Genomic DNA, 21,128 nt, shown 5'->3' on the forward strand with positions numbered 1-21,128 from the left:
CGGCCGGTCCAGACAGGGGAACTCGATGACCAGCATTGCGCAGTCTGCCTCAGCGAGGGTGCGCAGATCAGCGTTGTACACAGCGGTTTCAATCCGGTGTCGCCTCATGGCCTGCAAGACCACGCGTGCGGCGGCGTTCTCTCATTTCTGCCTCGAAGACGTGGCGGCGGCCGGCGAGCAGCCCTTCGCGGACTTCACGTTCGAGGCGGCGGAAGCTCTCGTAGTAGCCGTCGTCGTATTCCTCGACGATCTGGAATGTCCATCGGCCGGGTAGGACGTTGCGGCCGATCAGCTGCTGCTCGATCAGGTCGGCGTAGCGGGCGTGACCCGCCTCCCGGAGCAACGCGACCGCCCCATCGAGGGTGCGGTCACCACCTCCGGTCAGTTGGTGGAATGCGTATAGATGCCCGCGAGCACGCTCGATCGCCTCCAGCGCCTCCGAGAGCTTCCCGACCGCTGCGACAGTCGTATCGTCGACGTCGGCAGGACGCCGATGCCGTTCCGCCGGACCATCGGCGCGCTGCCCGGAGATCGACTGTGGCGGGGGATTCGTCATCTAAGTTCCTTTCGAGACGGCTGCAGCTGGTCTGAAGTCGCTGAGGGATTCCGGTTTTCCGTCCGGCCGGGGGAAAGCAGGGATTCGAGTGCCCGGAGACGCTGATCGATCATTGCCATACGCTCGGCCCGGTCGGACGCGTCTGGGTCGGCCTTGGTGATCTGTCCGGGGTGCTGGCGGTAGAACAGCCCGATGTCGGCGATGAACCAGCCGGTTGCGAAGGTGTTGGCGGTCAACATCATTCCGGTGTCCTCAGAGATCGGTAGGGCCATCCATCCGCCGAGTGCGAGCAGCAGCTCGCGGCGGATCGTGATCGTCGTGGGATGGACGTATAGCCGCCAGTCGTGTTCTCGCCAGTACTGTGCGACTGCCCCGACCGGGATCGGGCCTTCGGCCGGGTCACCCGGGAACGCGGTGAGGCTGCCATCAGGCATGAGGTCGAGGACTCGGCAGGTGGTCCACCCGACTTCAGGATGCTGTTCCAGGACCTCGATGCTGCGCGTGAGCGCGGTGGGTGGCAGCACATCATCGGAATCGAGATTGCGCACGTACACGCCGCGGGCACGCTGTAGCGCCACGGTGCGAGCGACGCCTGGGCCGCCATGCCGGGCCGCACCGGGGCGAACTCGAGGGTCGGCTTGTGCAGCCTGGGGGAGTTCGAGTGGGCTCGGACTGTCGTGTTGCACAAGCCATTCCCAGTCCCAGCCATCCGGCATCACCTGAGCAACCAGAGATTCGTATGCGGCGGTCAGATAGTCCAGTCTGCCCTGATGGACGGGTGTCACCACGGAGATCAGCACCGCTCGCCTCCTGATGTCTCGTCGTCGCTGCTTGAGTGCACGCGATCGGCTGTGTAGATAATGCGGTCTGCGACGACCAAAATCCGTCGAGCGTCGAGCGGAGCGTCAGCTTCGTCGTAGGTCGTGAGGGTCTTCTCGTAGACCGGGACACCAACCGGAACTGCCAACGCCTCACGCTCGTCCGCAGTGGGGTTGCGTGTAAGCAGGACCAGGTGTTCGCGGTGCAGCCGGACACCAGCGCGCTCCAACCACGCGCCGGTGTGGCGGCCCGGAACCTCAACATCAGGGCTGGTCAAGCCACACGCGCGTGCCAGGTCGGCGCGCATGTGCTCACGCGCGATCTGGTGCGGTGTCCCATCGAGTGAGTACCGGTAGGTGCGAACCAGAATGTCGGTGCCCTCTGGAATCTGGAGCAGCTCGGCGATGTCCAGGGGCGCGTCAACCCAGTCGTAGGTGACGTCGACTTCGACGCCATCCGCGCCGGTCTCCTCCTCGAAGCTCACCGGCAGGCCCGAGTTGCCGAACAGATCGCGGGTCAACACCTGGGTGCTGCGGACCCGGACACCGCGCCGTGGGGCGGTCGGGTCGGTTGTGAGAACCCCCTCGCTGACCAGCGACATCACCGCGCGATTGACGGGCATATGACTGCCTGCACCGTATTCGTCAGCGAGTTGTCGCATCGGTGGTAGCCGCTCCCCAGGTCGCCACTCGCCAGCAGCTACGCGACTGCGCAGACCTGCCGCTATGTCTGCCCAGAGCGGGGTGGTGGGGGATGGCACAAAGACCTCCTGGTTTGTTACTGCCAAAGCATTGACCTTGAGCATGTTTGGCAGTAACAATACATCCAATCGTTTTGTTACTGCCAAACATTGGAGGACTTGATGGCGATCAGGCGTGAGGGGCAATGGCTGACAGCGGAGGGGTCCGCGCACTGCGCGTATGAGGTTGGGCCAGGCCGTTTTCGGCTGTCGCTGTGGCCGGGCGTGCGGGTGTCGGCGCGGGCGGCGTTGGCCGGTCTGACGATTGCGGAGATGTCCGCGCGGTGGGGGAGGGGCCTGTGGGTCGATACCCCGAATACCCGCATGGTGTGGGGGCTGATCCGCGTCCAGGCGCAGACGCTGGGCATGGATGCGCTGGATGCGGTGATGCGCTGCCAGGCCGGTGAGGTCCCTTCGGACGCTGCGGTGCTGGGGGTGAGTGCGTGATGCAGATTCCAGCTGTTTGGACGCGTGAGGTTTGGCGTCGTGCTGCTGCGCCTGCGATTCCGGTGGTCCAGGAGATCAACGGGCGCATGGTCAGTGACGCGACCGCTCATCATGCCGATTACGTCGGTCAGGACCGGTGGGTGGTGGATTACCTGCCTGGTCGTCAGCTGACCAGGGAGCAGGCGCGTGCGGCGATGCGGATCGCGGTGGCGCCGGACCGGTTTGAGGTCGATGCGTGGGCGGCCACGTTGGGCATGACCGCTGCTGAGGTCGCGCGGTGTGAGCAGTCCGTGTTGCCTGTGAACGGGTCGGCGGTGGCGAGGTGAGCGTCGCGACGGAGTTGCTTGCGCGGACGGTGTCGACGCGGCCCGCGTCGACGGTGCATGTGGGCCGCCACGTCATGTCCAGTGAGCAGACCGGGCACATGGCCCGTTACGTGGGCGATGGCCGCTGGGCGGTGGATTACCTGCCCGGTCGCCAGCTCACCAAGGAGCAGGCCGTGAACGCGATGAAGGTCGCGGTCGCGTCCAGCCATCAGCGTGAGGTCGGCCGTTGGGCGGCGTCGTTGGGGCTGACGGCGGCGGAGGCGGTCGGTTTGGCCGCGATGCGGATGGGTGCGGCGGCGGAGCAGGCGTTGGGGGTGGACCGGTGAGCCGCCAGGCCCGTGAGGGCGTGCTGCGCTCGGGTATCGGGCACATGGTCGGTGCGTTCCTTGCGGTGCTCGCGGTCGGTGTGTTGGTGATGCTGCTGGTCACGGTCGCGTTCCCGTCGCATGAGGAGGGGTCGACGCGGGTGACGCCGCGCCCGCTGGGCCCGTGCGAGCCGTTCTGCAGCCTGCGCACCACCACGGCCACGCCGGGAGGTGCCCGGTGACCCGCATCGAGCTTTCAGACCCTGTCGTGTTCGCCGACCGCGCGTGCCGTGGCGTGGACCAGGAGCTGTTTTTCGCGACCGGGCGGCAGACCAAGCGGATCGAGCAGGCCAAGGCACTGTGCGGTCGCTGCCCGCGGTTGGAGCACTGCGCGCAGTGGGCGCTGCCGCTGGCTGCATCGGCGCAGCTGGCCGAGTGCGTGGTCGCAGCGGTGTATCTGCCCGCCAACCACTCGAACAAGAGGTCGACGGCTGCCCGCGCGGCGGCCGTCGACGAGCTGGCCGGGATCGCCGCCAGTGCGCCCGCTGAGGGGGCCGCGTGATGCCGATCCGTCCCGAGAACCGTTCGCCGACTTGTCATGCCGCGTTCGCGGCCCGAATTCACCCGTTGTTCGACATGGAAAGGCAGGGCTGATCATGGATCGCCGTGTGAAGGACCCGGCCCAGCATGCGGGCACGGGGGAATGGAAAGAACTGATTGCGGTCAGCGCGATCGGCTCCGTGTCGTTGGGAGCCTCAGCGTCGCTGCGGATGGCCCCGTTCTTCGGTGGCCCGCAGCAGGATGTGCCGTGGAACCCGATCTCGCTCGCCGCGCACGTGGCTGTCATGCAGGACGTGGTGTGGTCAGGTGCGGCGACCGCGTCGGCCGGCGTGCTGCTCGGCGGATCGTTTGCCGCAGTGGGCGTCTCGACGTGGGGCTGGCGCTGGGTGTGCTCCAAGTGGCAACACCGCGGGACGGGTCGCCGCCCGAAGCTGAAGCGGCTGCCGGTCGACGACCGCGCGAAGTTCATGGGCCAGGGCAAAGCCCTCGCTCCTTTGGCTGACAGCGCGGTCGCCGAAGCGTCCCGTCGGTTGAAGGTGGCGTTCCCGAACGCGGAAGTCGCTGCCAAGCAGCGGATTCCGGCCCGGTCCGGGGTGGCGATCGGTGTCTCGGTCGCTGATGGCAATTGGCTGTTCGGCAGTTTCGAAGATCTCCACGTCGACATCTGGGGCCCGCGTCAGGGCAAGTCCACGTCTCGCGTGATCCCGGCGGTGCTGGAAGCAGCGGGCACGGTGGTGACTACCAGTAACAAGAGCGATGTGGTCGCGGCGACGATCCGGATGCGCCGTGAGGTCGGCGCCTGTTTCGTGTTCGATCCGCAGCGCATCGCGGGCCAAACGGAGCCGTGGAGCTGGGACCCGCTGTCGTATGTGATCGCCCCGGAGCAGCGGCCGGCGTTGCCGTCGTCGTCGGCATCATTGCGCGTGGTCGACGGCCCGGTGTTCGTTGACGAGCCCGCCGACATCGGCGACCGGGACGCCGAGCCGGAGCTGGTGTGGGGTGCCGAGCTGCGCGCCGCTCAGCTGGCCGGGCATTTCGCCGACGGCGACGACGGCCAGGACGCCAAAAGGGACGCCTTTTTCGACCCGGCTGGCGAGGACCTTCTCGCGCAGCTGCTGTTGGCTGCGGCGTTGGCGGATCGCCCGATCTCGCAGGTGTGGGAGTGGCTGACCGCCGAAACCAACACCGAACCGGCACGCATCCTCGACGTCGCGGGCCATCACCTGGCCGCCAAGGGGTTGTTCGCGATGTACAACGAGGACCCCAAACAGCGCTCTGGTGTGTTCGGCACCGCGCGGAAGATGGGCCGGATCCTCAAGTCCCCGGAGTTGCGGCCGTGGATCGAGCACGGAGGCGACCGCCGGCGTTTCGATCACCGCGAGTTCGCCGGGGCGGACTCGAACACCCTGTATCTGCTGAGCATGGAGGGCGCTGGGTCTGCCGGGCCGATCCTCAACGCGTTGACCGCCGCGGTGCTGGAGTCGGCTGTGCAGCGTGGCATCGCTCATGGTGGGCGGTTGCCGACGCCGTTGATGGCGGTGCTGGATGAGGCCGCCAACGTGGTGCGCTGGCGTGACCTGCCGAAGCTGTACTCGCATTTCGGTTCTCGCGGCATCGTCGTGATGACCGTGCTGCAGTCCTGGGCCCAGGGCGAGCGCTGCTGGGGTGCGGGCGGGATGAAGGCGCTGTGGGGCGCGGCGAACGTCCGCGTGCTGGGTTCCGGTTTGGACGATGTCCCGTTCTTGCGGGAGCGCGCCGAGGCGGTCGGGTTGCACAACGAGCTGACCGGGTCGGTGTCCACCTCCAGCTCGGGGCGCAGTGTTTCGCGCAGCCTCACCGAACGTCAGACCCTCACCGTGTCCGAGCTGCAGTCCCTGCCGCGCGGCCGGATGGTCGTGTTCGGCAGCGGTTTCCCCGCCACTCTGTGCGCGGCGGTGCCGTTCTGGGACCGCGCCTACGGCGCCCGCGTCCAAGCCGACATCAACGCGGCTGCCGCACAGGCCGCGAAGCTCGCGGCCGCGCTCTTCCCCGCCGGGCAGCCGATCAGCAGCGATGGCGAGCAGCGTGAGGAGGGAGCAGCGTGAGCCAGTTCCCTGACGACGGCGAAGACCTGTTCAAGGAGCAGGTCCTCGCGAAGGTCGAGCAGATGGAAGCCGCTGACCCGGCCCCAGCTGGGCAGGGCGAGAAGGGCAGCGATGAGCCGCCTCCGCCGTGCTTTCCCAACCACATCGAGTGGGTCACGCACTGGCTGTCCCCGATGTATGCGCGCGAGGTGAGCGACGACGTCACCAGCAACGCCTGGTGCCCGTGGTGGCTCAAGCATCCGGAGGCGTGTTCGACGTTCGAGTCGATGTGGCGGGCGTGGGAGCACTACCGCCTCGACGGCAAGACCGGCATGAGCGTGTGGTGGCGCGACCACTGCCACTCGCACATGGCCCGGCTGATGGACCCGGCGGGGACCTTCAAGTTCTGCTCCGTGCGCGGCCATTTCATCAACGGCCAACTCCAACCGCTGCCGCTGGCCTCGCCCGGCGCGGCCCTGTCGTCCCCGGCCATCGCAGAGGCCGGGGCCATCTCCACAACCACCACTTCGGGGAGGAAATCTCATGTCGCACGCCTTTTCGCCCGCCTCGCAGGCCACTGACGCCACGGTCGTGCCGTCGACCAGGGCCGGACTGATCGACGCCGTGCACGACCTCACGTGGCAGACCCGCGACGCGCTCGACGACGACGCGCTCGGTCTGGGCGAACAGATCCTGGCGGTCGTGCGCAGCGGGCAGGTCCTGGACGCTGACGAAGCCGCCCGCGCCGAGGTCGTGCTTACCGAGCTGCTCGACGGCGCCGATTCCGCCTACGCGTGGGAGCGGGTCGCCGACGCCGAGCTGTACGAGGCGTGGATGGCCGCGCAAACCGAACAGCCTACCGGCGACCCGCGCGCCTGGCTGCAAAAAGTCGCTCCGGCAGGGCAGTTCGCCGACGCGATCCACCTGTTCCCGGTTCGGGTGGACCCCCACCGCCGCATCCAGCTCAGCCGCGACGAGCTGCGCTCGTGCCTGTCCGAGCTGTATGAGCACATGGACACCGACCCGATGGAGCACCCCAAAGGCGCGACCACGTGGGAGCTCGAGACCGAGGAGATGACCACCGCGATCGTCTCGACGATCCGCGACAGCGAGCACCAGGCGGTCACTCGTGGGGAGGCCGCCCGCCTGGAACGGCTGGTAGCGGCGATTGCCAGCTTCGAAGAGGTCCGCGGCGTATTCAAAGAAGACGCCTGGCAGCTGGCGTGCGATCCGGACGCGTACTCGGTGTGGCTGAACGTGCGAGCGATGAACATCATCAACGCCTTGACCGCAGATCCTCGCGAGTGGACCAACTCCCGAGGCGAGTTCGTCGACGCGATCGGACTGCGCCCGTTCCGTACCGACAGCCTGCAGCCAGCCGACTACCAGCTGCTCGACCGCACCCAGATCGAGCAAGCATTCGCTGAGCTGGCCACGGCCGCGGACCCGTTCATGGAGCAGACCCTGCTCACCCGGGACCGTGACCTGCTCGACGGCGCCGAGCGCCGCTTCGCCGCCGCGGCGGAGTCCATCCTGGTCACCGCGCGGGCCACCAACGTGCTGACCGTCTCGGAAGCCGGCCGTGCTGAGCGAGTGGTCGCCGCCCTGGCCGCCGGGGAGTGGAGCCCCGACATCGTGCGCGACGGGCAGGCCTGGCAGCTGGTCACCAACCCGGACGCCTACTCGACGTGGATGACCGCCCGCAACAGCGCCATCCACACCGCTACCGAGCAGGACCACACTGTGTCCCTCGAGCCCCATGCGCGGGTCGCGGACTCGGTTGAGCCGGACTGGAATTCGAGTCAGTGGCGGCAGACGGACGCGGCGATCGCCGCCGAGCGGATCATCGAGGACCCGGCCCTGGCAGAGCAGTTGCTGACGGTGGCCGACCACGCCGAGGTCGTCACGGCGATCGTCGAGACCGCGCACGGGCAGCTGCGGGAGTGGCAGAGCCTGCGCGAGGACTACAACCACCTCCGAGGCGAACTCAAGCAGTTGCGCGCGGACAACGAGCGGTTGCAGAGCGCGGCACAGGATTTCGCCGCTGATCTGGGCGTCACGTCCGCGCGGATGACGGTGGCGCCGCAGGCCTACTCGCTGCCCGTGGCGCCGGAGTTCCCGGTTCCGGTGAACACGCAGTCGGTGGAGCCCTCGCAGCCGTGGTGGCGGCCGATCTCGCAGGGTTTGGGCCTGGGCGCCCGCTCTGAGCGTGGGGCCAGCAGGTGAGTGGGCAGCCCCCATCGAGGACGACGGCCGCGACTACGCGGCCGTCGTTCGACCGCATCACCGCAGCCCTGGACGCTCACGCTGCCGCGAACCGCCGCCAGCCTGGTCCCTCGTCGTCGTATGGGGAGTGGACCAAGTACCGGTGCCCGTCGCACGATGACCACAACCCCAGCCTGGGCCTGATCTACGACGCGGAGAAGGCCCGCACCGTCGTGCGGTGCTTCACCGGGGAGTGCACCGACACCGACGTCCTGCACGCGATCGGGCTGGATGTGCGGGATCTGTTCGACGCACCGCGCCGTGGCTTCCGTCCCCGCACACCGCAGGCCGGGCAGACCCGCCAGAGTGGGCAGTCCCGCCAACCCGGCCAGGGGTCGGACCGGGAGCAGGGTCGGGGGCGGGAGCACAGCAATGTCATCCCGTTCCAGGCGCGTCGTGACCGTCTCGGGAAGGTGACCGGGCCTCGCCGGGAGGCCGCGATCTACAGCTACACCGACGAGCGGGGCAACCCGCTGGGTGAGGTTGTGCGCGTGCACATCCCGCATGAGCACGGCGTCGAGAAGCAGTTCCGGCAGCGCAAGTGCGACGCGGGCGGGCGTTGGTCCGGTGGCGGGTTCGCGCCCGTGCTGTACCGGCTGCCCGACGTGCGCGAGGCCGTCGCCGACGGCGAAACCATCTGGCTCGTCGAGGGCGAGAAGGACGCCGACCGGGCCCACGGCGCGGGCCTGACCGCCACCTGCAATGCGATGGGAGCCGGGAGTTTCCGGCCCGAGCACGCCCAGCAGTTGCGCGGCGCCGCGCGGGTGGTGATCGTGGCCGACAAGGACGCACCTGGTTACCGGCACGCTGCCCGGGTCGCGCAGATGCTGACCGGCCGCGTCGGGGAGCTGCTGGTCGTAGAGGCCGCGACCGGCAAGGACCTGTCCGACCACATCGATGCCGGGCATGGCGTAGAGCTCGACGAGTTCGTATGTGTCGACTCCTCGGTCCTGGCGGGCGCGCTCAATGCCCCGCCCGCCGGCTATCCCCACCCGCCCCAGCCACAGCGCTCCCACGCACCGCAGCAGCACACCGCTGCCCCGGCACCGGAGCCCAACTACGAGCACGAACCGCCGCCGGACCCTTCCGACGACGACATCACCCCTTTGGAGGAACCGACTGTGAGTGAGCACGCCGCAGACATCGACCACGCCGCCCGCGATATGGCCGCATTCACCCAGATGTTGTTGAGGCTGATGACCCAGTGGGCGCAAGCTGCCGCGATGCGGCGTCAGCGCAGCTTGGAGCTGGCCGCGCAGCAGGCTGTCGCCGCCGCGGAGTTGGCGGAGAAGCGGTTCGAGGCCGAACGCAAAGCGATGCACGCCAGCTTGGATGGGGCCGGGTCGGACAACTGGTGGAAAACCGCCTCCGCCGACGACGTCGTCGAAGCCTGGTACGAGGCCGCCTCGTGGAGCGTGCACGACCCGAAGGCCGAACAGACCCGCCAGGTGTTGGCCGCCGGGTTGCGTGACCGCTGGAACATCGACGTCGACGAACTTTCTCGTGGCGCTGACCCGGACGCGATTGAGCGGCTGGTGCACAACGCCTACTCCGATGGCGCTTCGCTGGATCGGGCCAGGTTGGCGCAGAAGTACGCGATCAACGCCACCGCCGAGATCGGCAGCCTGAACGAGGATCAGCGCAAAGCTGTCTACGCCGCGATCGAGGAGTACACGCACGCGGCGGCGAAATCCCTGGGCATGCAGCGCAGCTCGACACCACCAGCACCCGGGGTGGAGGCCACGCAGGAGGCGGCGCGGGCCCGGGTGCGGTTCCTGCTCGCCGAGACTGATGAGGCCGCCCAGGACAAGGTGTTGTTCGCCTTGGACTACCTGACTACCGACCCGCGGGCAGCGATCGGGCAAGCCAACTGGGGTGCCGACGCCGACACCCGCGCGAAGATGGACGTCGCGCTGCGCGACTACCAGGCCCGCCTGGCGCGTGGCGCCGACACCAGCCAGATCGTCTCCGAGCTGACCCGTCTGGTCGCTGATCTGCCCGAAGCCGACAGGGACACCGCGCGGGCTCGCGGGAAGGCGATCAAAGCCGCGCCCGCTCAGGAGTTTCAGCCGTTGTGGCCGGGTGCGGTCGATAAGGACGCGCTGGGGCAGAAGATCACCGACTACGTGCGCGCGGCGCGCTCCCAGGTCGAAGCCGATCAGGCCAAGGCCACCAAGCTGCGCGAGGAGATCGAGGCCGCTGCCAAGGCGAAGGGCTCCGGTTTGGCCCCGATCGAACGCGACGCCATCAAACTCGCCCTCGCCGACGCGGCCGCACCCGGCGTCGGCCCGGAACCGAAAACGGTATGGGCAGACAAAGAGTCGGCCTACCGCGCCCGCCGCGGCGAGGCACTCAAGGACGCGCAGCGTCGCGCTGAGGCGACTCGTACGGCGGTCGTGACCGTGCTCGCGGCGGCCGGGCACCAGGTCGAGGACGGCCAAGCGGCCAAGTACGACCCGGTGTGGAACGCGGTCACCCGCCTGACCCGAGACACCACCGAGGCGTTCGTCAACGGCGACGTCCAACCCGACGCCCTGGCCGGGCATCGACGCGCCCTGTCGGATGCTCTGGACCAGGCCGGCGTCACCGATCGGGAAGCGCGCCAGCAGATCACAGCGGCCACCACCCGGCTCGAGACCGAGGCTGTCGCCGCGGCCGCGACCGTGCGGCGGCAGAAGACCGAGAAGGTCAAAGCGAGGGCGGATGTCCCGGGGTGGGACAGCCAGTCCCGGCGCGAGCAGCTGGTGGAGGAGCTGACCGCGCTCGGTGTCGACCGTGAGCAGGTCACCGCGCTGCTGCTGACCGACCTTGCCCAAGCCCGCCCCGGCGGCGCGGCCACCGCCCCCGGTGACGCGCCGAAAGCACGGCGCACCTCTCAAGGGGCGGGTGTGAACCTCGGACGCAAACACGGCCGGGAAGGACGGGCGTGACCGGTCATGACGCAGGGGGACAGCACCACTGAGAGCACTGAGGGCGGCGACATCCAGGAATACCCCTGGATGCTCGCCCCCGCCCATCTGCAGACCCGCCGCCAGCTCCGGGCGGCGGGCCTGGGCCCCAACCGGCAGGGCATCGCCGCGGTGATGGTCGGCAAACGGCGCGGGCGCCGCTTGGTCGCGCACCTGTTCGACGTCCGCAAAGCCGCACCGAAGCGTGTGCCCACACCGGCACAGCTGCAGGCCATCACCAAAGCCACGCAAGAACACCAGATCAAAGCAGCAGCGCGGCGGGGGATCTCACGCGCCGAGCTGTCCGCGGTCGGCGACCCCGGACAGGCCTGGGCCCCCGAACCCGACACCACCATGCAAGGAGGGAACCCCATGCCCGACAACACTTTCTCCGGCGAGTCCGCCGAGCTGACGGCGATCCGCGACGAGGTCGCCCCCCTGCGCGAGTCCGGCCGGATCGATGCCGGACTCGCCGACTACGTCAACGCAGTGTCGGCAGGAACCACCGACGAGCCACCGCAGTTGGGTGCACCCGCCGGCCACGGCCAGAAGATGGCCTACCTGCTGGCATCAGTGGCGCTGCGCCAGGCCGACCAGCAAGCAACCGACCTCAACGCCGCCGCCGCGCGGGGTGACCAGGACGCCCAAGCCGACATCGACAGCACGCGGGCCGCGGCCCAGCGGCGTCTGACCGGGTTCAACTGGGCCTCGAGCCGGGAATCCCACATGGAGGTCCTGGCCGATGCGATCGTGTGGTCGCAGGATCCGGAGCTGGCAGAGCTGGCCGCGACGCGGCTGGACGAGCTGACCGCGGACTACCGACAGTCCTGGGGTGTGGTCATCGACGTCGACGAGCGCAGTGTCGGCATCGACCCGGACTTCGATGCGCAGACCTGGCAGCGCTTCACCGACGCCGGCATCGTGTTCGCCCGCCAGTCCGCCGCCGTGGACGTGCTCTCGGCGCGGCCGCTGCCCGGGCGCGTGTTGGAGGCGGTGATGGCCTGGCACGGCGAGCCACCTACCCCGGAAACCGCCGGAATGTATGTCGCGACCGAGAAGACCCGCCGCGCACAGCTTTCGGCCGCCCTCGCCGACGCGGGGGCATCGAACTCGGTCCGGGCCGGGGTGGAGTTCGTCGTGGACTATCTGCGCGGCGACACCAGCCACACCGATCTGACGAACACGCCGATCCTGGTCGACCCAGCCCTCGAGGTGCGTGGCCGTGTCGCCGAGCTGCTGGAACGCTTCGCCGAACGCGGCGACACCTTCGGGGCGATCATCTCCCGTGAGGTCGACGTGATGACCCCGGACGACCAGCGGCGCGTGCGGGAGATCGGGTTCGACATCCGTGACGGCCGCGACACGGACTGGGACCCGTGGCCGGACTGGATCGACCGTGACGAGCTGACCGCCCATATCCGTGACTTCGCCCACGACGCCCACGTTGTCACCGCCTACGCCAACACTGTCGCGGCCGGGTCCGGTCTCGACGACAACATCCAGGACCTGCTCGCCGACATGGGCCGCGACCGCGCTGTCATCCAGACGATGCTCACCCGTCAGGGCTTGCACCCGGCCGAAAAGGCCGCCCTCACCGCGGTTGTCGAGGACATCGACAACGGGCGCGTCGACGACCGCAACCTGCCCGAGCTGCTGCTGCTCGACGAACGCAGCAAACGCCGCGTCGACCTGGCCCGCCACGCCCACACCGCGCACGAGATCAGCGCGCGGACCGCCGATTCGGTCAAGGAGATCCTCGGACCGGGCGTGGACATGTCGCTGCGCTCCAACCCCGGCTCGGCGCTGGACGCGGTCCGCAACGACATCGACGCCCTGGCCAGCGGCGGACTCACCCCCGCCCAGCTCACCGAAAGCCGCCGAAACTTCGACGAGAACATGAACCTTCTCGGCCGCGCACTGCGCGGCGGCGGAGTCGATACACCGACCCGGATGAAGATCCGCGCCGCCGTCGACCAGGGCGTGCACGCCGCGGGGAAGCACGGCAAAACCCGTGGCGGTCGTGAGCAGCGCTGGCGCGACCGGCTGTACTCGGCCACGCCCGACACACGGCCACTGCCCTCGACGTCCCGACCGCCGGTCGACCGCGAACAAGCCACCGCGCTGCGCCTCACCGCCCTCGCCCAAGCCCACCCCTGCGGGACAACCACACCCGCCCAGGCGCCGAACCCCCGCCGAACCCCCGCCGGCGCGGGCGTGGAGCTCGGTCGCAAACGCGAGAAGGAAGGACGGTCGTGACCCGCCGCCAGCTACTCCCGTTGAGTCTCGTCACCACCGCTACCGCGCTGGTACCCACCGGCGGCGGGCACCACATCTGCGAGCAGCGCGTCCCCGGCACCGACAAGTATTACGCCTGAACCGACAACCCCACAGACAAGACTGAGGCCCCGCCATGGCGGGGCCTCAGTCTTGTTGTGCAGCGTTCCGACCGGAGTATCAGCACAGGTAGTGGGTGCGTGGACGCGGCCAATGGGCCGGGCAGTACTGCCGATTACCCAGGAACCAGCCCCGGCCCTTCGCGATCGTGTGCAGGGCATGCTCGGTCGCGAGATCCCCGACTTCCTCGATCATCTCCCGGCACTCCGACTGGTCACACACCAGCCACAGCGAATTACCGATCATGACCTGAGTATCGACCTCCCGACCGACACATCGCATCCCCTCGACAGCCACGCCCAGACACCGGCTCTCGATTTCGTGTTCAAAACCGGAAGCTGTCCACCTCAAATGGGGTGGGATTTCGAGAAGGCCTACTTGCGGCGCGGGTAGTGGCAATGCGGCGACCGAGGTTGGCGGGAAGCTGATCGCGACCAGGCTGTCGTGGTCATCCGAATCGGCGAACTGAACTCCAGTACGCATGTCGGCTGGACTCGTGCTCACCGACGGGCGTGACGGGCAGTGACCGCCATCCGGCGCAGCCTGCCGCGCATCCGACCGTCGGTGTTGGGTGCCAGTGTCAAGCCGACCATGTCGGCGATACGGCCGGCTACTGACGTCACCACGGTTGTGTCGGTCCATATATGTTCGGCGAACTCGGGTCTGCTCAACTGCGCGAGGCAGTAGTCGAGCTTGTCCACAGCGAACTGTTCTCTGCGCAGCAGTAGATCGCCCTGACCGACCAAGCGGAAGAGGGGCGCAACCCCGAGTCCACGATCACGAAGACGATTCAGAACCGTTTCCCGCTCGGCCAGCAACGCGAAATGACGCACGTCGTGTCCCGCCGACCGCAACCGTCCCACCGTCTCGGCAAAATACCGAGGATCCACGACAGTCATCGGTGCGATCACCACGCCTTCGTGCTTGTGAAGCACGCGGTCAAGGACCTCGAACACACCCTGCCGCCAGCCGGAAAAGTCCTGGAAGTCGCCACGCAACGACGACGGCATCATTCGGTGCAGCCCGAAACCCACCTCTTCCGGATCGCATACGACACTGCCGGGAAGACGCCGGTGCAGCTCGAACGCAGTCTGGGTCTTACCCCCACCAAAGGGCCCATTGATCCACAGCAGCATGGCCACAACACTATCGACGCACAGCCCAGTGCCCCTCGTTTCCGGTCCACAGTTCGCCGGAACCGGACGCCCTTCGCGCTGCCACAGCACGAATCCGGATCGGTTCCCATTGAAGAAGCTTCACTCACGCTGAGTACGCACGGATTGCGCGAGCAAGTTATGGACTTGGCATGACTAAGTGAGGGACACCCCACCGGTACGGCGGGGTTCGGGAGGCAAGCTCTCCCCGCTGAGGGAGAGTGCGGCAGCACCTCGAGACCTCGACCGCCAGCACCACGCATGACCCCGGTGGGTTTATACGCCTTTGTGGTTTACAGCTGGGCCCGCCGGCGGTCGGCGGCTGGATCGAGTGTGCGGCCGCCTCCGGGCCGGTCCAGGCGTGACAGATCCGGCGCGTAGCGGGCAGCGAGAGGGTGACGCGCTCCATCGTCGACTGTGACGCTTGTTCCGTTCGAATCATTCTGGAGCAGTTCTGTGTGTATCATCAGCTGTGCGAGATGCAGTAGCGTCTTTGAAGTGGACCCGGCAGCCATCCGGACGGTTGGTGAGCCGGGTTTCGCGTATCTAGGTGAGTTTGCGGACATTGGTGATGATCGGGTTCACCCGATTGCGCCAGTCGCCGCCCTTCGCCACGCACCAAGCCACCGCGTCTGAGACCCACAGCAGCGGTTCCTCGTTCGGTCGCATGTGCTCGTACGCGAGGGTCTCCGCGACACCGAACTTCCGGACTGCCGTATAGAGAACCTTGCGGTCACTGGCCACCAGTGAGTCGTCTTGCTCGATGGTCAACCGGCGGGCACCCAGTTCGGCCAGATCCTCTACGACGGCGGTCAGGCAGGTAGCGCGGGCGTCAACCGCGCTTCTTGTCCGAGTCGCGTCGTACACCACAACATTGATCTCCAGCTCGCAGAGGGCCGAGCAGATCGACCGACGCCGGGAGTTGCTCTCCTTCTTGAAGTGGATGCGGTTCTGGCCCTTCACCCGCCGATCTCGCAGCTGCTTGCGTGCCTCCTTGAGGTGACGCACTTCGACGACAGTCGAAACAACCAACAGGCCATTCTGCTTGGTCTCATCAACGAACGCGTGCATGCTGTGCCGACCCCGTAGCCTTTCGCTCGCGCCGACTGCCGGCGCACCCTCCGATGAACAAAGCCAGTTCTTCCTTCTGTGGGGAGAAGCATCGCGCGGTGGGCAGCTACCTCTCGGCCTGTACGAGACGCTCCGAGATGCCTTGCCTGCGCTTACTTAAAGTCGAACACGGCGGCCAGCAGGGTGGATGCTTTTAGCATTGGACAGATGTCGAGAGGGCTGGGGCGGTTGCAGATCTACCTTCTTCGGAGCCTGTATCACTGTCGCCTCGAGGAGGACGACGCTCATCGGTGGGTCGACGTCCGGTTCATCCGCGTCCACGAGCGACGCGACGGTGTCAGTGCAACAGCACGGCACCGCGCGAACAGGGCGAGTGTTCGTCGTGGCGTGCGACGACTAGAAGATGCAGGACTGGTCGAATCACAGCTACGCGACACGGGCGTGCGGCAGATAGACCGACACGGCGAGCTCCATCCGCCGCGCCGACGCCTCGTCATGTTCGCGCGACTAACTCCTCAAGGGGTCAGCTACGTCCGATCTCACGACATCGACCCTGAGTACACGAAACTCCGTCGTCTTCTCGCGGTCATCGCCAGCTACGGCCGCGGTGGTCCCGCAATGCCGGAACAGGTGCGCAGTCGGTTCCGTGAAGGAACGAGACTTTTATTGACTGAGCGCTTGTTCACCCCGACACAGGCCAGCCACCATCTCCTACGAGAAGGTTTCGAACTTTCCGTCATCGAACATGAGATCGAGAGGTGGCAGCTGCAGATGTGGGATTTGAGCACTCCCACCGACCGGGCATACGAATTGCTCTTCACCTATGAACACATCGAGATCCTCTCGATGTGGCTTCAGGCCCGCCTTGATGCGCAGCGCCGCTGAGGGCCTGAAGATAGGTCATCTTCCGGCTGTGGCCAGCGGGCACAACCTGGCCTCTGATGTCGTAACGATCGGTTATTGGGCAACTGGGGTGCTGGCAAGTGAACCAACTCAGGCGTCAGGTTGTGTTCCCGCCCGATGGCGTCCATGACGGCATGGCTGAATTATGTGCCCGGCCTACGACCAGCCGAGCTATTCCGCCTCGGGTCTCGGGGGTTCGGCCCCGCCGGTCAGTCGACGGATCCGGCCTGCTGCACGGCGGGTTCTCGGCGGGTTTCGCCGATCAGCAGGTGCAGTCGATCGGCTAGGTACCCTGCCTCGGCGGCAGTGATAGCCACCAGAACTTCGTCCTCGCTACGCAATTCGATGCAGTAGGACTCCGGTGCACCAGCAAGGGTGTCCACCCGGGTCAGCGAGGTCGTCAGTGGCATGTTGCCCCAGATACTGAGCATCCGGGTCGATTCCAACCCTTCGTGCATGTGGCCGAGATCGGGATCGTCGGTCTCGGTCGGCGCGTAGTGGGTGGAACACCATGTGGGGCAGCACCGTACCGCCGCGGGCCGGTCATCGCTCATGCCGCGAGCATAAACGCGCGGCCGGTGACCGGAGCGCGGAATCGAGCCGGTAGACGGGGGCCTCCGACATGAACCACACCATGTCTTGATACCAAGGTTTCGAGACACCTCGGCGAGACCTCCTGCGCCGGAAGGTAATCCCACGTCAACGAGTCTCATATTCTTATCTCGAAATTACGTCGCAAAACATCGTAACAGGTTAGAATTATGAGACTCGATCATGTTGGGAGACTATTTTGACCACCACCCGCGCCACTGACACCGCCGGTCGCATCATGGAACATCTCGCCGCGCACCCCCTGCCCGATGTCGCCGTCACCGGCTGGTACGACGCCACCCCGCACCCCGCCGACGCCAGCCTTGGATTCGCGGTCGGTGACACTGCGACCGAAGCATCCGAGCCCGAGTACCGCGACTACGCGGTCGTCGAGCTGAATGTCGGCAGGCTCCTTCTCAACGCTGAGGACGGCCCGCTGCGGTGGTGGCTCGAAGTCCGGCGCGAGAACGAGTATGGATTCGATGTCCCTGTGCCCGCCGGGGAGGGCGTGCTGAACGGCGATATCGCTCCCGTCATCGACGCGATCCGCGTGGCCACCTCACCCACCAGCGGGTAGGCGCCTCGGTCATGGCCTGGTACACCATCGAACACAGTTGTGGTCACCTCGGCGAGCGCCAGATCTACGGCACCAACGTGCACGGCGAGCGCGAGCGCAAGGCGGCGACGCTGGGTCGGTCCAAGTGCCCGGACTGCGCCGAGATCGACCGTGTTGCAGCCTCCGCCGCGGCTGCTGCGGTGGCCGGTGATTTGGGCTGGCCGGAACTGCTCGGCTCGCAACGCCAGAAGGCGTGGGCACAGCGGCTGCGCCTGGAAACCGTGGACCAGCTCGACCAACTCTGCCGCGACGCCGGCATGCCCTCGGACCGCCACGATTGGGCCCGCGGAGTGCTGCTGGCCCAGGTATCGGCCACGCAGTGGACCAGTTACCGCGGTGGTAACCCGCGCCGCTCACGTACCGAGAACTGCCTCAACCTCACGGACCTGATGCCGGTTCCCGAACTGGTGCGAGCGTGGGCCACCGATCCCGCCCGCGACATCGCCGACGCATTCTGCGCCAGGCTGAAACAGAAAGGCGCTTGATGGACCTGGGCTACGCCCGCGTCTCGACTACCCACCAGGACCTGGAGCGCCAACTCGTCGCGCTCGGCGAGTACGGGATCGAGGCCGACCGGATCTACGCCGACAAGAAAACCGGTGCCACTGTCGACCGGCCCGAGTTCAAGAAGATGCTGAAGTACGCCCGGCCCGGCGACACGATCGTGGCGACCAACCTGGACCGGCTCGGCCGCAACCTGCGGGAGTGTCTCAACCTCGTGCACGAGCTGAGGGAACGGGGCATCGGGGTGAAGACGCTGCGGGATCCGCTGCCGATCGACACCACCGATACCTCCGGCATGGCCGAGATCGCCGTGGCCATGCTGGCGCTGTTCGCCCACATGGAACGAGTTTTCATGCAGGAAAGGGCAGCTCACGCGCGTGAAGTCGCTGCCGCTCAGGGCAAACAGCCCGGCCGGCCCCGCAAACTCAGCCCCACCCAGCTCGCCATGGCACGTGCCGCACTACGCGAAGACCAACCCATCGACCAAGTCGCCGAAGCATTCGGGGTATCGCGGGCCACCCTGTACCGCTACCTCGCCGAAACCCAACCAGACACCGAGAAAGCCCCTCCAGCAAATGCGTAACCGCACCACCCTCGAAGGAGTGTCATGACGACGCCGAGGTTCGATCTCCCGGAACCCGCACGGCGGACAGGCCGTCGTCCGCGGCTATTGGATCTGTTCTGCTGCGCGGGCGGCGCCGCGACCGGGTATCAACGAGCCGGGTTCGACGTGGTCGGAGTCGACATCGCGCCACAACCGAACTACCCGTTCGAATTCCATCTCGCCGACGCGCTGGAGTTCGTTGCCGAGCACGGCTCGAGGTTCGACGCCATCCATGCATCGCCGCCCTGCCAGGGATACCTGAATCTCGGAGCCGTCAACCGCGCGCTCAAGCGTGAATACAACCACCCCGACCTCATCGCAGCCACGCGAGAGCTGCTGATCCGGACCGGGCTGCCGTACGTCATCGAAAACGTGCAGGACGCCCGGAAACAACTCATCGCGCCGGTTCGGATCTGCGGCACCGGCCTGGGCCGACCGCTACGTCGGCACCGGCTGTTCGAATCGAATGTCCCGCTGGGCGGCGTTGCGTGCGCGCACGACAGATTCACCGAGCCGAAGTACTGGACCGGTTGGCGCCCAGGTGGTGAGCGCAGACTGTCCACGGTGGTGCAGGTCTACGGCAACGCGGGCGGACGTGAGCACTGGGCAGAGGCGATGGGCATGGATTGGGCGACAGACAAAGAAATGGCCGAAGCGGTGCCTCCGTCCTACACCGAACATCTCGGCCGCCAGCTCCTCGCCACCATCCACCCCAAGGCATGTAACGAAACTCGCTGCCAAGCACCCGGCTGCCGCACCTCGATCACCCAACCCGGCACCGGCAGACCGCGCCGGTTCTGCTGCGGTGCCTGCCGGGTCCGCCATCACCGCACCGCCCGGCACGGCGGGACACCATCACCCCTGGCGAGGTCCACGCCGAAGGGTACCCGGAGATGAGTCCGGACCAGTTCGTGCGGTTCTTCCGCGCCACCCTGTACCGCTACCTCGCCGAAGTCACCAACGCTCAACCGGGCGCTGGTGACACCGAATGAAAGGAAGAGAAGAAATGAACTGGGAGAACGAAATGGCCCAGGTGACCGACGCGGATGTGCGGGCGCTGGCGCTGCACGATCCGGATGCCGAGTGGGAGCTGCGCGACGATTTCACCCCGGCCGCCACCGAGCTGGCCGACGCACTGCGCAGCACCGCACTGGGGACTGTCGAAGGAGGCGCCTACGGGTGTGGTCACGGCGCGACCTGGCTGCTGCCGCCGCATCTGCTGCAGGTACCGAGCCCGCTCGCACGGGTGATCGCCGGAGCGGAACTCGAGCCGCCGGAAGGGCCTTGGCCGGAGTTCGGGCGCACCCAGCATCCGATCGACTGGCCCGAGCTGATCGACACCCACCAAGACCAGCTGACCTGGAATCACGCGATGCTGGAGAACAACCTCGGTGCCAGCGCGGAGGCCATCAGCACCGCGTACCGGATCCTTGCCGCTGGTGGCTGCCGTCCGTACATGGATGTGTGCCTGTGGGTCGACCCCGACGCCCGGATCGCCGTCGAGCCCCTGGCCCTGTTCGCTGAGGGCGAGACCGTCGACGCCGAGTTGAGGGGCCAAGTGGACGAGATCCTGGTGGCCAGCGGACGACCCCGGGACCTGCTGCGCCACAGCGAACCCGGCGGGTACTGGTGCCTGGAAGCAGCCTGAAAACCCCTGCACAGAACGAGAACCGGCCGGCCACTATCCGGCCGGTTCTCGCGTTCACAGGGTCGCATACGCAGCGGCTACAGGGTCAACTCGTTCATCCCTGTGACGGCCCGTGACCGGATGGCCCCTGTGAGCCTGGCGGACTTGCGTCAAGAAATTCGGTGAAAGACGTTGCCTTGACGGCGTTCCGGCTAATTGGGGTCCCGGTAGAAACGAATGCGTTTACGTTTGGCCGCCCTTCGCTCTGACCTGCCGATCTAGAGATTCTGTGGCCGGGAAACGATTACCCTGCATGATGATGTCCTCCTGGATACACCTACCGTGGTCGGGTCCGCTGTGGTTTGTTCTCATCTCCGTCGTGGGGACTGCCGGGTTAGGCCTAATCGGTTGTATTCGAGCCGGGCTGCAGCATCGTGATACGCGAATGATCTTGCGTGCTGCCCCGGCCGGTAGCCGAGTGATCAGCATCAACAAGTGCAGATCATCGATCGCAGCGCATGTGATCGAAGTAGCAACCGTCCCAGCGGTGGACGCGAGCGCGCCAGCCGAGTTGCTGCCACAGGGGAGTCTGTGGACATGACAGAAGCTTCCGATGACGAGGATCTGTCGCCGCT

24 protein-coding genes and 1 pseudogene are annotated in these 21,128 nt (G+C 67.0%); 17 read left to right on the forward strand and 8 right to left on the reverse strand.

All coding sequences use genetic code 11. The features are described from left to right. Nucleotides 1–88 precede the first annotated feature (88 nt). The 4 genes and pseudogenes from AB0H00_RS29560 to AB0H00_RS29575 all read right to left on the reverse strand — a co-directional run. On the reverse strand, nt 89–532 hold the full coding sequence (locus tag AB0H00_RS29560) for a hypothetical protein (RefSeq protein ID WP_357272755.1): 444 nt from the start codon (nt 530–532) through the stop codon (nt 89–91). A gap of 20 nt (nt 533–552) precedes the next feature. Continuing rightward, nucleotides 553–1,356: a glycosyltransferase gene (locus tag AB0H00_RS29565; protein WP_357272707.1), complete on the reverse strand. Its 804-nt coding sequence runs from the start codon at nt 1,354–1,356 to the stop codon at nt 553–555. After that, nucleotides 1,350–1,997: a GntR family transcriptional regulator gene (locus tag AB0H00_RS29570; RefSeq protein ID WP_357272757.1), complete on the reverse strand. Its 648-nt coding sequence runs from the start codon at nt 1,995–1,997 to the stop codon at nt 1,350–1,352. The genes AB0H00_RS29565 and AB0H00_RS29570 overlap by 7 nt, the downstream gene beginning before the upstream one ends. Next, nucleotides 1,998–2,180, reverse strand: a pseudogene (locus AB0H00_RS29575) (GntR family transcriptional regulator); the annotation flags it as partial. It abuts the gene before it with no gap. Nucleotides 2,181–2,237: 57 nt separating this feature from the next. On the opposite strand from AB0H00_RS29575, the gene AB0H00_RS29580 reads away from it, so the two are divergent. The 11 genes from AB0H00_RS29580 to AB0H00_RS29630 all read left to right on the forward strand — a co-directional run bounded on the left by AB0H00_RS29580 (nt 2,238) and on the right by AB0H00_RS29630 (nt 13,404). Continuing rightward, nucleotides 2,238–2,561 carry a hypothetical protein gene (locus AB0H00_RS29580; protein WP_357272709.1) on the forward strand — a complete coding sequence of 108 codons (324 nt, stop codon included), beginning with the start codon at nt 2,238–2,240 and terminating at the stop codon, nt 2,559–2,561. An 86-nt stretch (nt 2,562–2,647) separates the two neighbouring features. After that, a complete protein-coding gene (locus AB0H00_RS29585; protein ID WP_357272712.1) occupies nt 2,648–2,887 on the forward strand; it encodes a hypothetical protein in 240 nt (79 codons plus the stop codon). Further along, nucleotides 2,884–3,213 (forward strand): hypothetical protein, encoded by a 330-nt coding sequence (locus AB0H00_RS29590; protein ID WP_357272714.1) that lies wholly within the window; start codon nt 2,884–2,886, stop codon nt 3,211–3,213. Before AB0H00_RS29585 ends, AB0H00_RS29590 begins: the two co-directional genes overlap by 4 nt. Beyond that, nucleotides 3,210–3,434, forward strand: coding sequence for a hypothetical protein (locus tag AB0H00_RS29595; protein ID WP_357272716.1), 225 nt, complete (start codon nt 3,210–3,212; stop codon nt 3,432–3,434). The genes AB0H00_RS29590 and AB0H00_RS29595 overlap by 4 nt, the downstream gene beginning before the upstream one ends. Further along, nucleotides 3,431–3,754 carry a WhiB family transcriptional regulator gene (locus AB0H00_RS29600; protein ID WP_357272718.1) on the forward strand — a complete coding sequence of 108 codons (324 nt, stop codon included), beginning with the start codon at nt 3,431–3,433 and terminating at the stop codon, nt 3,752–3,754. The genes AB0H00_RS29595 and AB0H00_RS29600 overlap by 4 nt, the downstream gene beginning before the upstream one ends. A gap of 94 nt (nt 3,755–3,848) precedes the next feature. After that, nucleotides 3,849–5,837 (forward strand): TraM recognition domain-containing protein, encoded by a 1,989-nt coding sequence (locus tag AB0H00_RS29605; RefSeq protein WP_357272721.1) that lies wholly within the window; start codon nt 3,849–3,851, stop codon nt 5,835–5,837. Then, nucleotides 5,834–6,397, forward strand: coding sequence for a DUF4913 domain-containing protein (locus AB0H00_RS29610; protein ID WP_357272723.1), 564 nt, complete (start codon nt 5,834–5,836; stop codon nt 6,395–6,397). Before AB0H00_RS29605 ends, AB0H00_RS29610 begins: the two co-directional genes overlap by 4 nt. Then, on the forward strand, nt 6,360–8,042 hold the full coding sequence (locus tag AB0H00_RS29615; protein WP_357272725.1) for a hypothetical protein: 1,683 nt from the start codon (nt 6,360–6,362) through the stop codon (nt 8,040–8,042). Before AB0H00_RS29610 ends, AB0H00_RS29615 begins: the two co-directional genes overlap by 38 nt. After that, complete coding sequence (locus tag AB0H00_RS29620) at nt 8,039–11,011, forward strand: hypothetical protein (RefSeq protein WP_357272727.1); 2,973 nt, start codon at nt 8,039–8,041, stop codon at nt 11,009–11,011. The genes AB0H00_RS29615 and AB0H00_RS29620 overlap by 4 nt, the downstream gene beginning before the upstream one ends. Before the next feature lie 6 nt (nt 11,012–11,017). Continuing rightward, the gene (locus AB0H00_RS29625) at nt 11,018–13,285 is read left to right on the forward strand and encodes an RRQRL motif-containing zinc-binding protein (protein ID WP_357272729.1); all 2,268 of its coding nucleotides are present in this window, start codon (nt 11,018–11,020) and stop codon (nt 13,283–13,285) included. After that, nucleotides 13,282–13,404, forward strand: coding sequence for a hypothetical protein (locus AB0H00_RS29630; RefSeq protein WP_357272731.1), 123 nt, complete (start codon nt 13,282–13,284; stop codon nt 13,402–13,404). The genes AB0H00_RS29625 and AB0H00_RS29630 overlap by 4 nt, the downstream gene beginning before the upstream one ends. Before the next feature lie 79 nt (nt 13,405–13,483). Here the strand turns inward: AB0H00_RS29630 and AB0H00_RS29635 are convergent, their stop codons facing one another. The 3 genes from AB0H00_RS29635 to AB0H00_RS29645 form a co-directional block, all read right to left on the reverse strand. Next, a complete protein-coding gene (locus AB0H00_RS29635) occupies nt 13,484–13,669 on the reverse strand; it encodes a hypothetical protein (RefSeq protein ID WP_357272733.1) in 186 nt (61 codons plus the stop codon). Between the two features lie 254 nt (nt 13,670–13,923). After that, nucleotides 13,924–14,559 carry an AAA family ATPase gene (locus tag AB0H00_RS29640; RefSeq protein WP_357272735.1) on the reverse strand — a complete coding sequence of 212 codons (636 nt, stop codon included), beginning with the start codon at nt 14,557–14,559 and terminating at the stop codon, nt 13,924–13,926. Nucleotides 14,560–15,123: 564 nt separating this feature from the next. After that, on the reverse strand, nt 15,124–15,609 hold the full coding sequence (locus tag AB0H00_RS29645) for a hypothetical protein (RefSeq protein WP_357272736.1): 486 nt from the start codon (nt 15,607–15,609) through the stop codon (nt 15,124–15,126). 426 nt (nt 15,610–16,035) lie between these two features. On the opposite strand from AB0H00_RS29645, the gene AB0H00_RS29650 reads away from it, so the two are divergent. Continuing rightward, nucleotides 16,036–16,533, forward strand: a complete 498-nt coding sequence (locus AB0H00_RS29650; protein WP_357272739.1) for a hypothetical protein — start codon at nt 16,036–16,038, stop codon at nt 16,531–16,533. Between the two features lie 227 nt (nt 16,534–16,760). Here AB0H00_RS29650 and AB0H00_RS29655 read toward each other — a convergent pair whose 3' ends face one another. After that, nucleotides 16,761–17,105 carry a hypothetical protein gene (locus tag AB0H00_RS29655; RefSeq protein WP_357272741.1) on the reverse strand — a complete coding sequence of 115 codons (345 nt, stop codon included), beginning with the start codon at nt 17,103–17,105 and terminating at the stop codon, nt 16,761–16,763. A 236-nt stretch (nt 17,106–17,341) separates the two neighbouring features. On the opposite strand from AB0H00_RS29655, the gene AB0H00_RS29660 reads away from it, so the two are divergent. The 5 genes from AB0H00_RS29660 (at nt 17,342) to AB0H00_RS29680 (ending at nt 20,514) form a co-directional block, all read left to right on the forward strand. After that, nucleotides 17,342–17,719, forward strand: coding sequence for a hypothetical protein (locus AB0H00_RS29660; RefSeq protein ID WP_357272743.1), 378 nt, complete (start codon nt 17,342–17,344; stop codon nt 17,717–17,719). A gap of 11 nt (nt 17,720–17,730) precedes the next feature. Further along, on the forward strand, nt 17,731–18,243 hold the full coding sequence (locus AB0H00_RS29665) for a hypothetical protein (RefSeq protein ID WP_357272745.1): 513 nt from the start codon (nt 17,731–17,733) through the stop codon (nt 18,241–18,243). Continuing rightward, nucleotides 18,243–18,845, forward strand: a complete 603-nt coding sequence (locus AB0H00_RS29670) for a recombinase family protein (protein WP_357272748.1) — start codon at nt 18,243–18,245, stop codon at nt 18,843–18,845. Before AB0H00_RS29665 ends, AB0H00_RS29670 begins: the two co-directional genes overlap by 1 nt. A 24-nt stretch (nt 18,846–18,869) precedes the next feature. Then, the gene (locus AB0H00_RS29675) at nt 18,870–19,763 is read left to right on the forward strand and encodes a DNA methylase (RefSeq protein ID WP_357272750.1); all 894 of its coding nucleotides are present in this window, start codon (nt 18,870–18,872) and stop codon (nt 19,761–19,763) included. A gap of 109 nt (nt 19,764–19,872) precedes the next feature. After that, nucleotides 19,873–20,514, forward strand: a complete 642-nt coding sequence (locus tag AB0H00_RS29680) for a hypothetical protein (protein ID WP_357272752.1) — start codon at nt 19,873–19,875, stop codon at nt 20,512–20,514. The last annotated feature ends 614 nt before the right edge of the window (nt 20,515–21,128 follow it).

Origin of the sequence: Nocardia sp. NPDC023852 (assembly GCF_040639505.1) — a bacterium.
Classification (GTDB): Bacteria; Actinomycetota; Actinomycetes; order Mycobacteriales; family Mycobacteriaceae; genus Nocardia.

Excerpts from the sequence above, each read along its gene's own strand:
- AB0H00_RS29680 (WP_357272752.1), top strand. The coding sequence starts at position 19,873 with ATGAACTGGGAGAACGAAATGGCCCAGGTGACCGACGCGGATGTGCGG.
- AB0H00_RS29580 (WP_357272709.1), top strand. The coding sequence starts at position 2,238 with ATGGCGATCAGGCGTGAGGGGCAATGGCTGACAGCGGAGGGGTCCGCG.
- AB0H00_RS29655 (WP_357272741.1), bottom strand. The coding sequence starts at position 17,105 with ATGAGCGATGACCGGCCCGCGGCGGTACGGTGCTGCCCCACATGGTGT.
- AB0H00_RS29585 (WP_357272712.1), top strand. The coding sequence starts at position 2,648 with ATGGTCAGTGACGCGACCGCTCATCATGCCGATTACGTCGGTCAGGAC.
- AB0H00_RS29635 (WP_357272733.1), bottom strand. The coding sequence starts at position 13,669 with ATGATCGGTAATTCGCTGTGGCTGGTGTGTGACCAGTCGGAGTGCCGG.
- AB0H00_RS29570 (WP_357272757.1), bottom strand. The coding sequence starts at position 1,997 with ATGCCCGTCAATCGCGCGGTGATGTCGCTGGTCAGCGAGGGGGTTCTC.
- AB0H00_RS29670 (WP_357272748.1), top strand. The coding sequence starts at position 18,243 with ATGGACCTGGGCTACGCCCGCGTCTCGACTACCCACCAGGACCTGGAG.
- AB0H00_RS29665 (WP_357272745.1), top strand. The coding sequence starts at position 17,731 with ATGGCCTGGTACACCATCGAACACAGTTGTGGTCACCTCGGCGAGCGC.
- AB0H00_RS29605 (WP_357272721.1), top strand. The coding sequence starts at position 3,849 with ATGGATCGCCGTGTGAAGGACCCGGCCCAGCATGCGGGCACGGGGGAA.
- AB0H00_RS29675 (WP_357272750.1), top strand. The coding sequence starts at position 18,870 with ATGACGACGCCGAGGTTCGATCTCCCGGAACCCGCACGGCGGACAGGC.
- AB0H00_RS29625 (WP_357272729.1), top strand. The coding sequence starts at position 11,018 with ATGACGCAGGGGGACAGCACCACTGAGAGCACTGAGGGCGGCGACATC.
- AB0H00_RS29640 (WP_357272735.1), bottom strand. The coding sequence starts at position 14,559 with ATGCTGCTGTGGATCAATGGGCCCTTTGGTGGGGGTAAGACCCAGACT.
- AB0H00_RS29615 (WP_357272725.1), top strand. The coding sequence starts at position 6,360 with ATGTCGCACGCCTTTTCGCCCGCCTCGCAGGCCACTGACGCCACGGTC.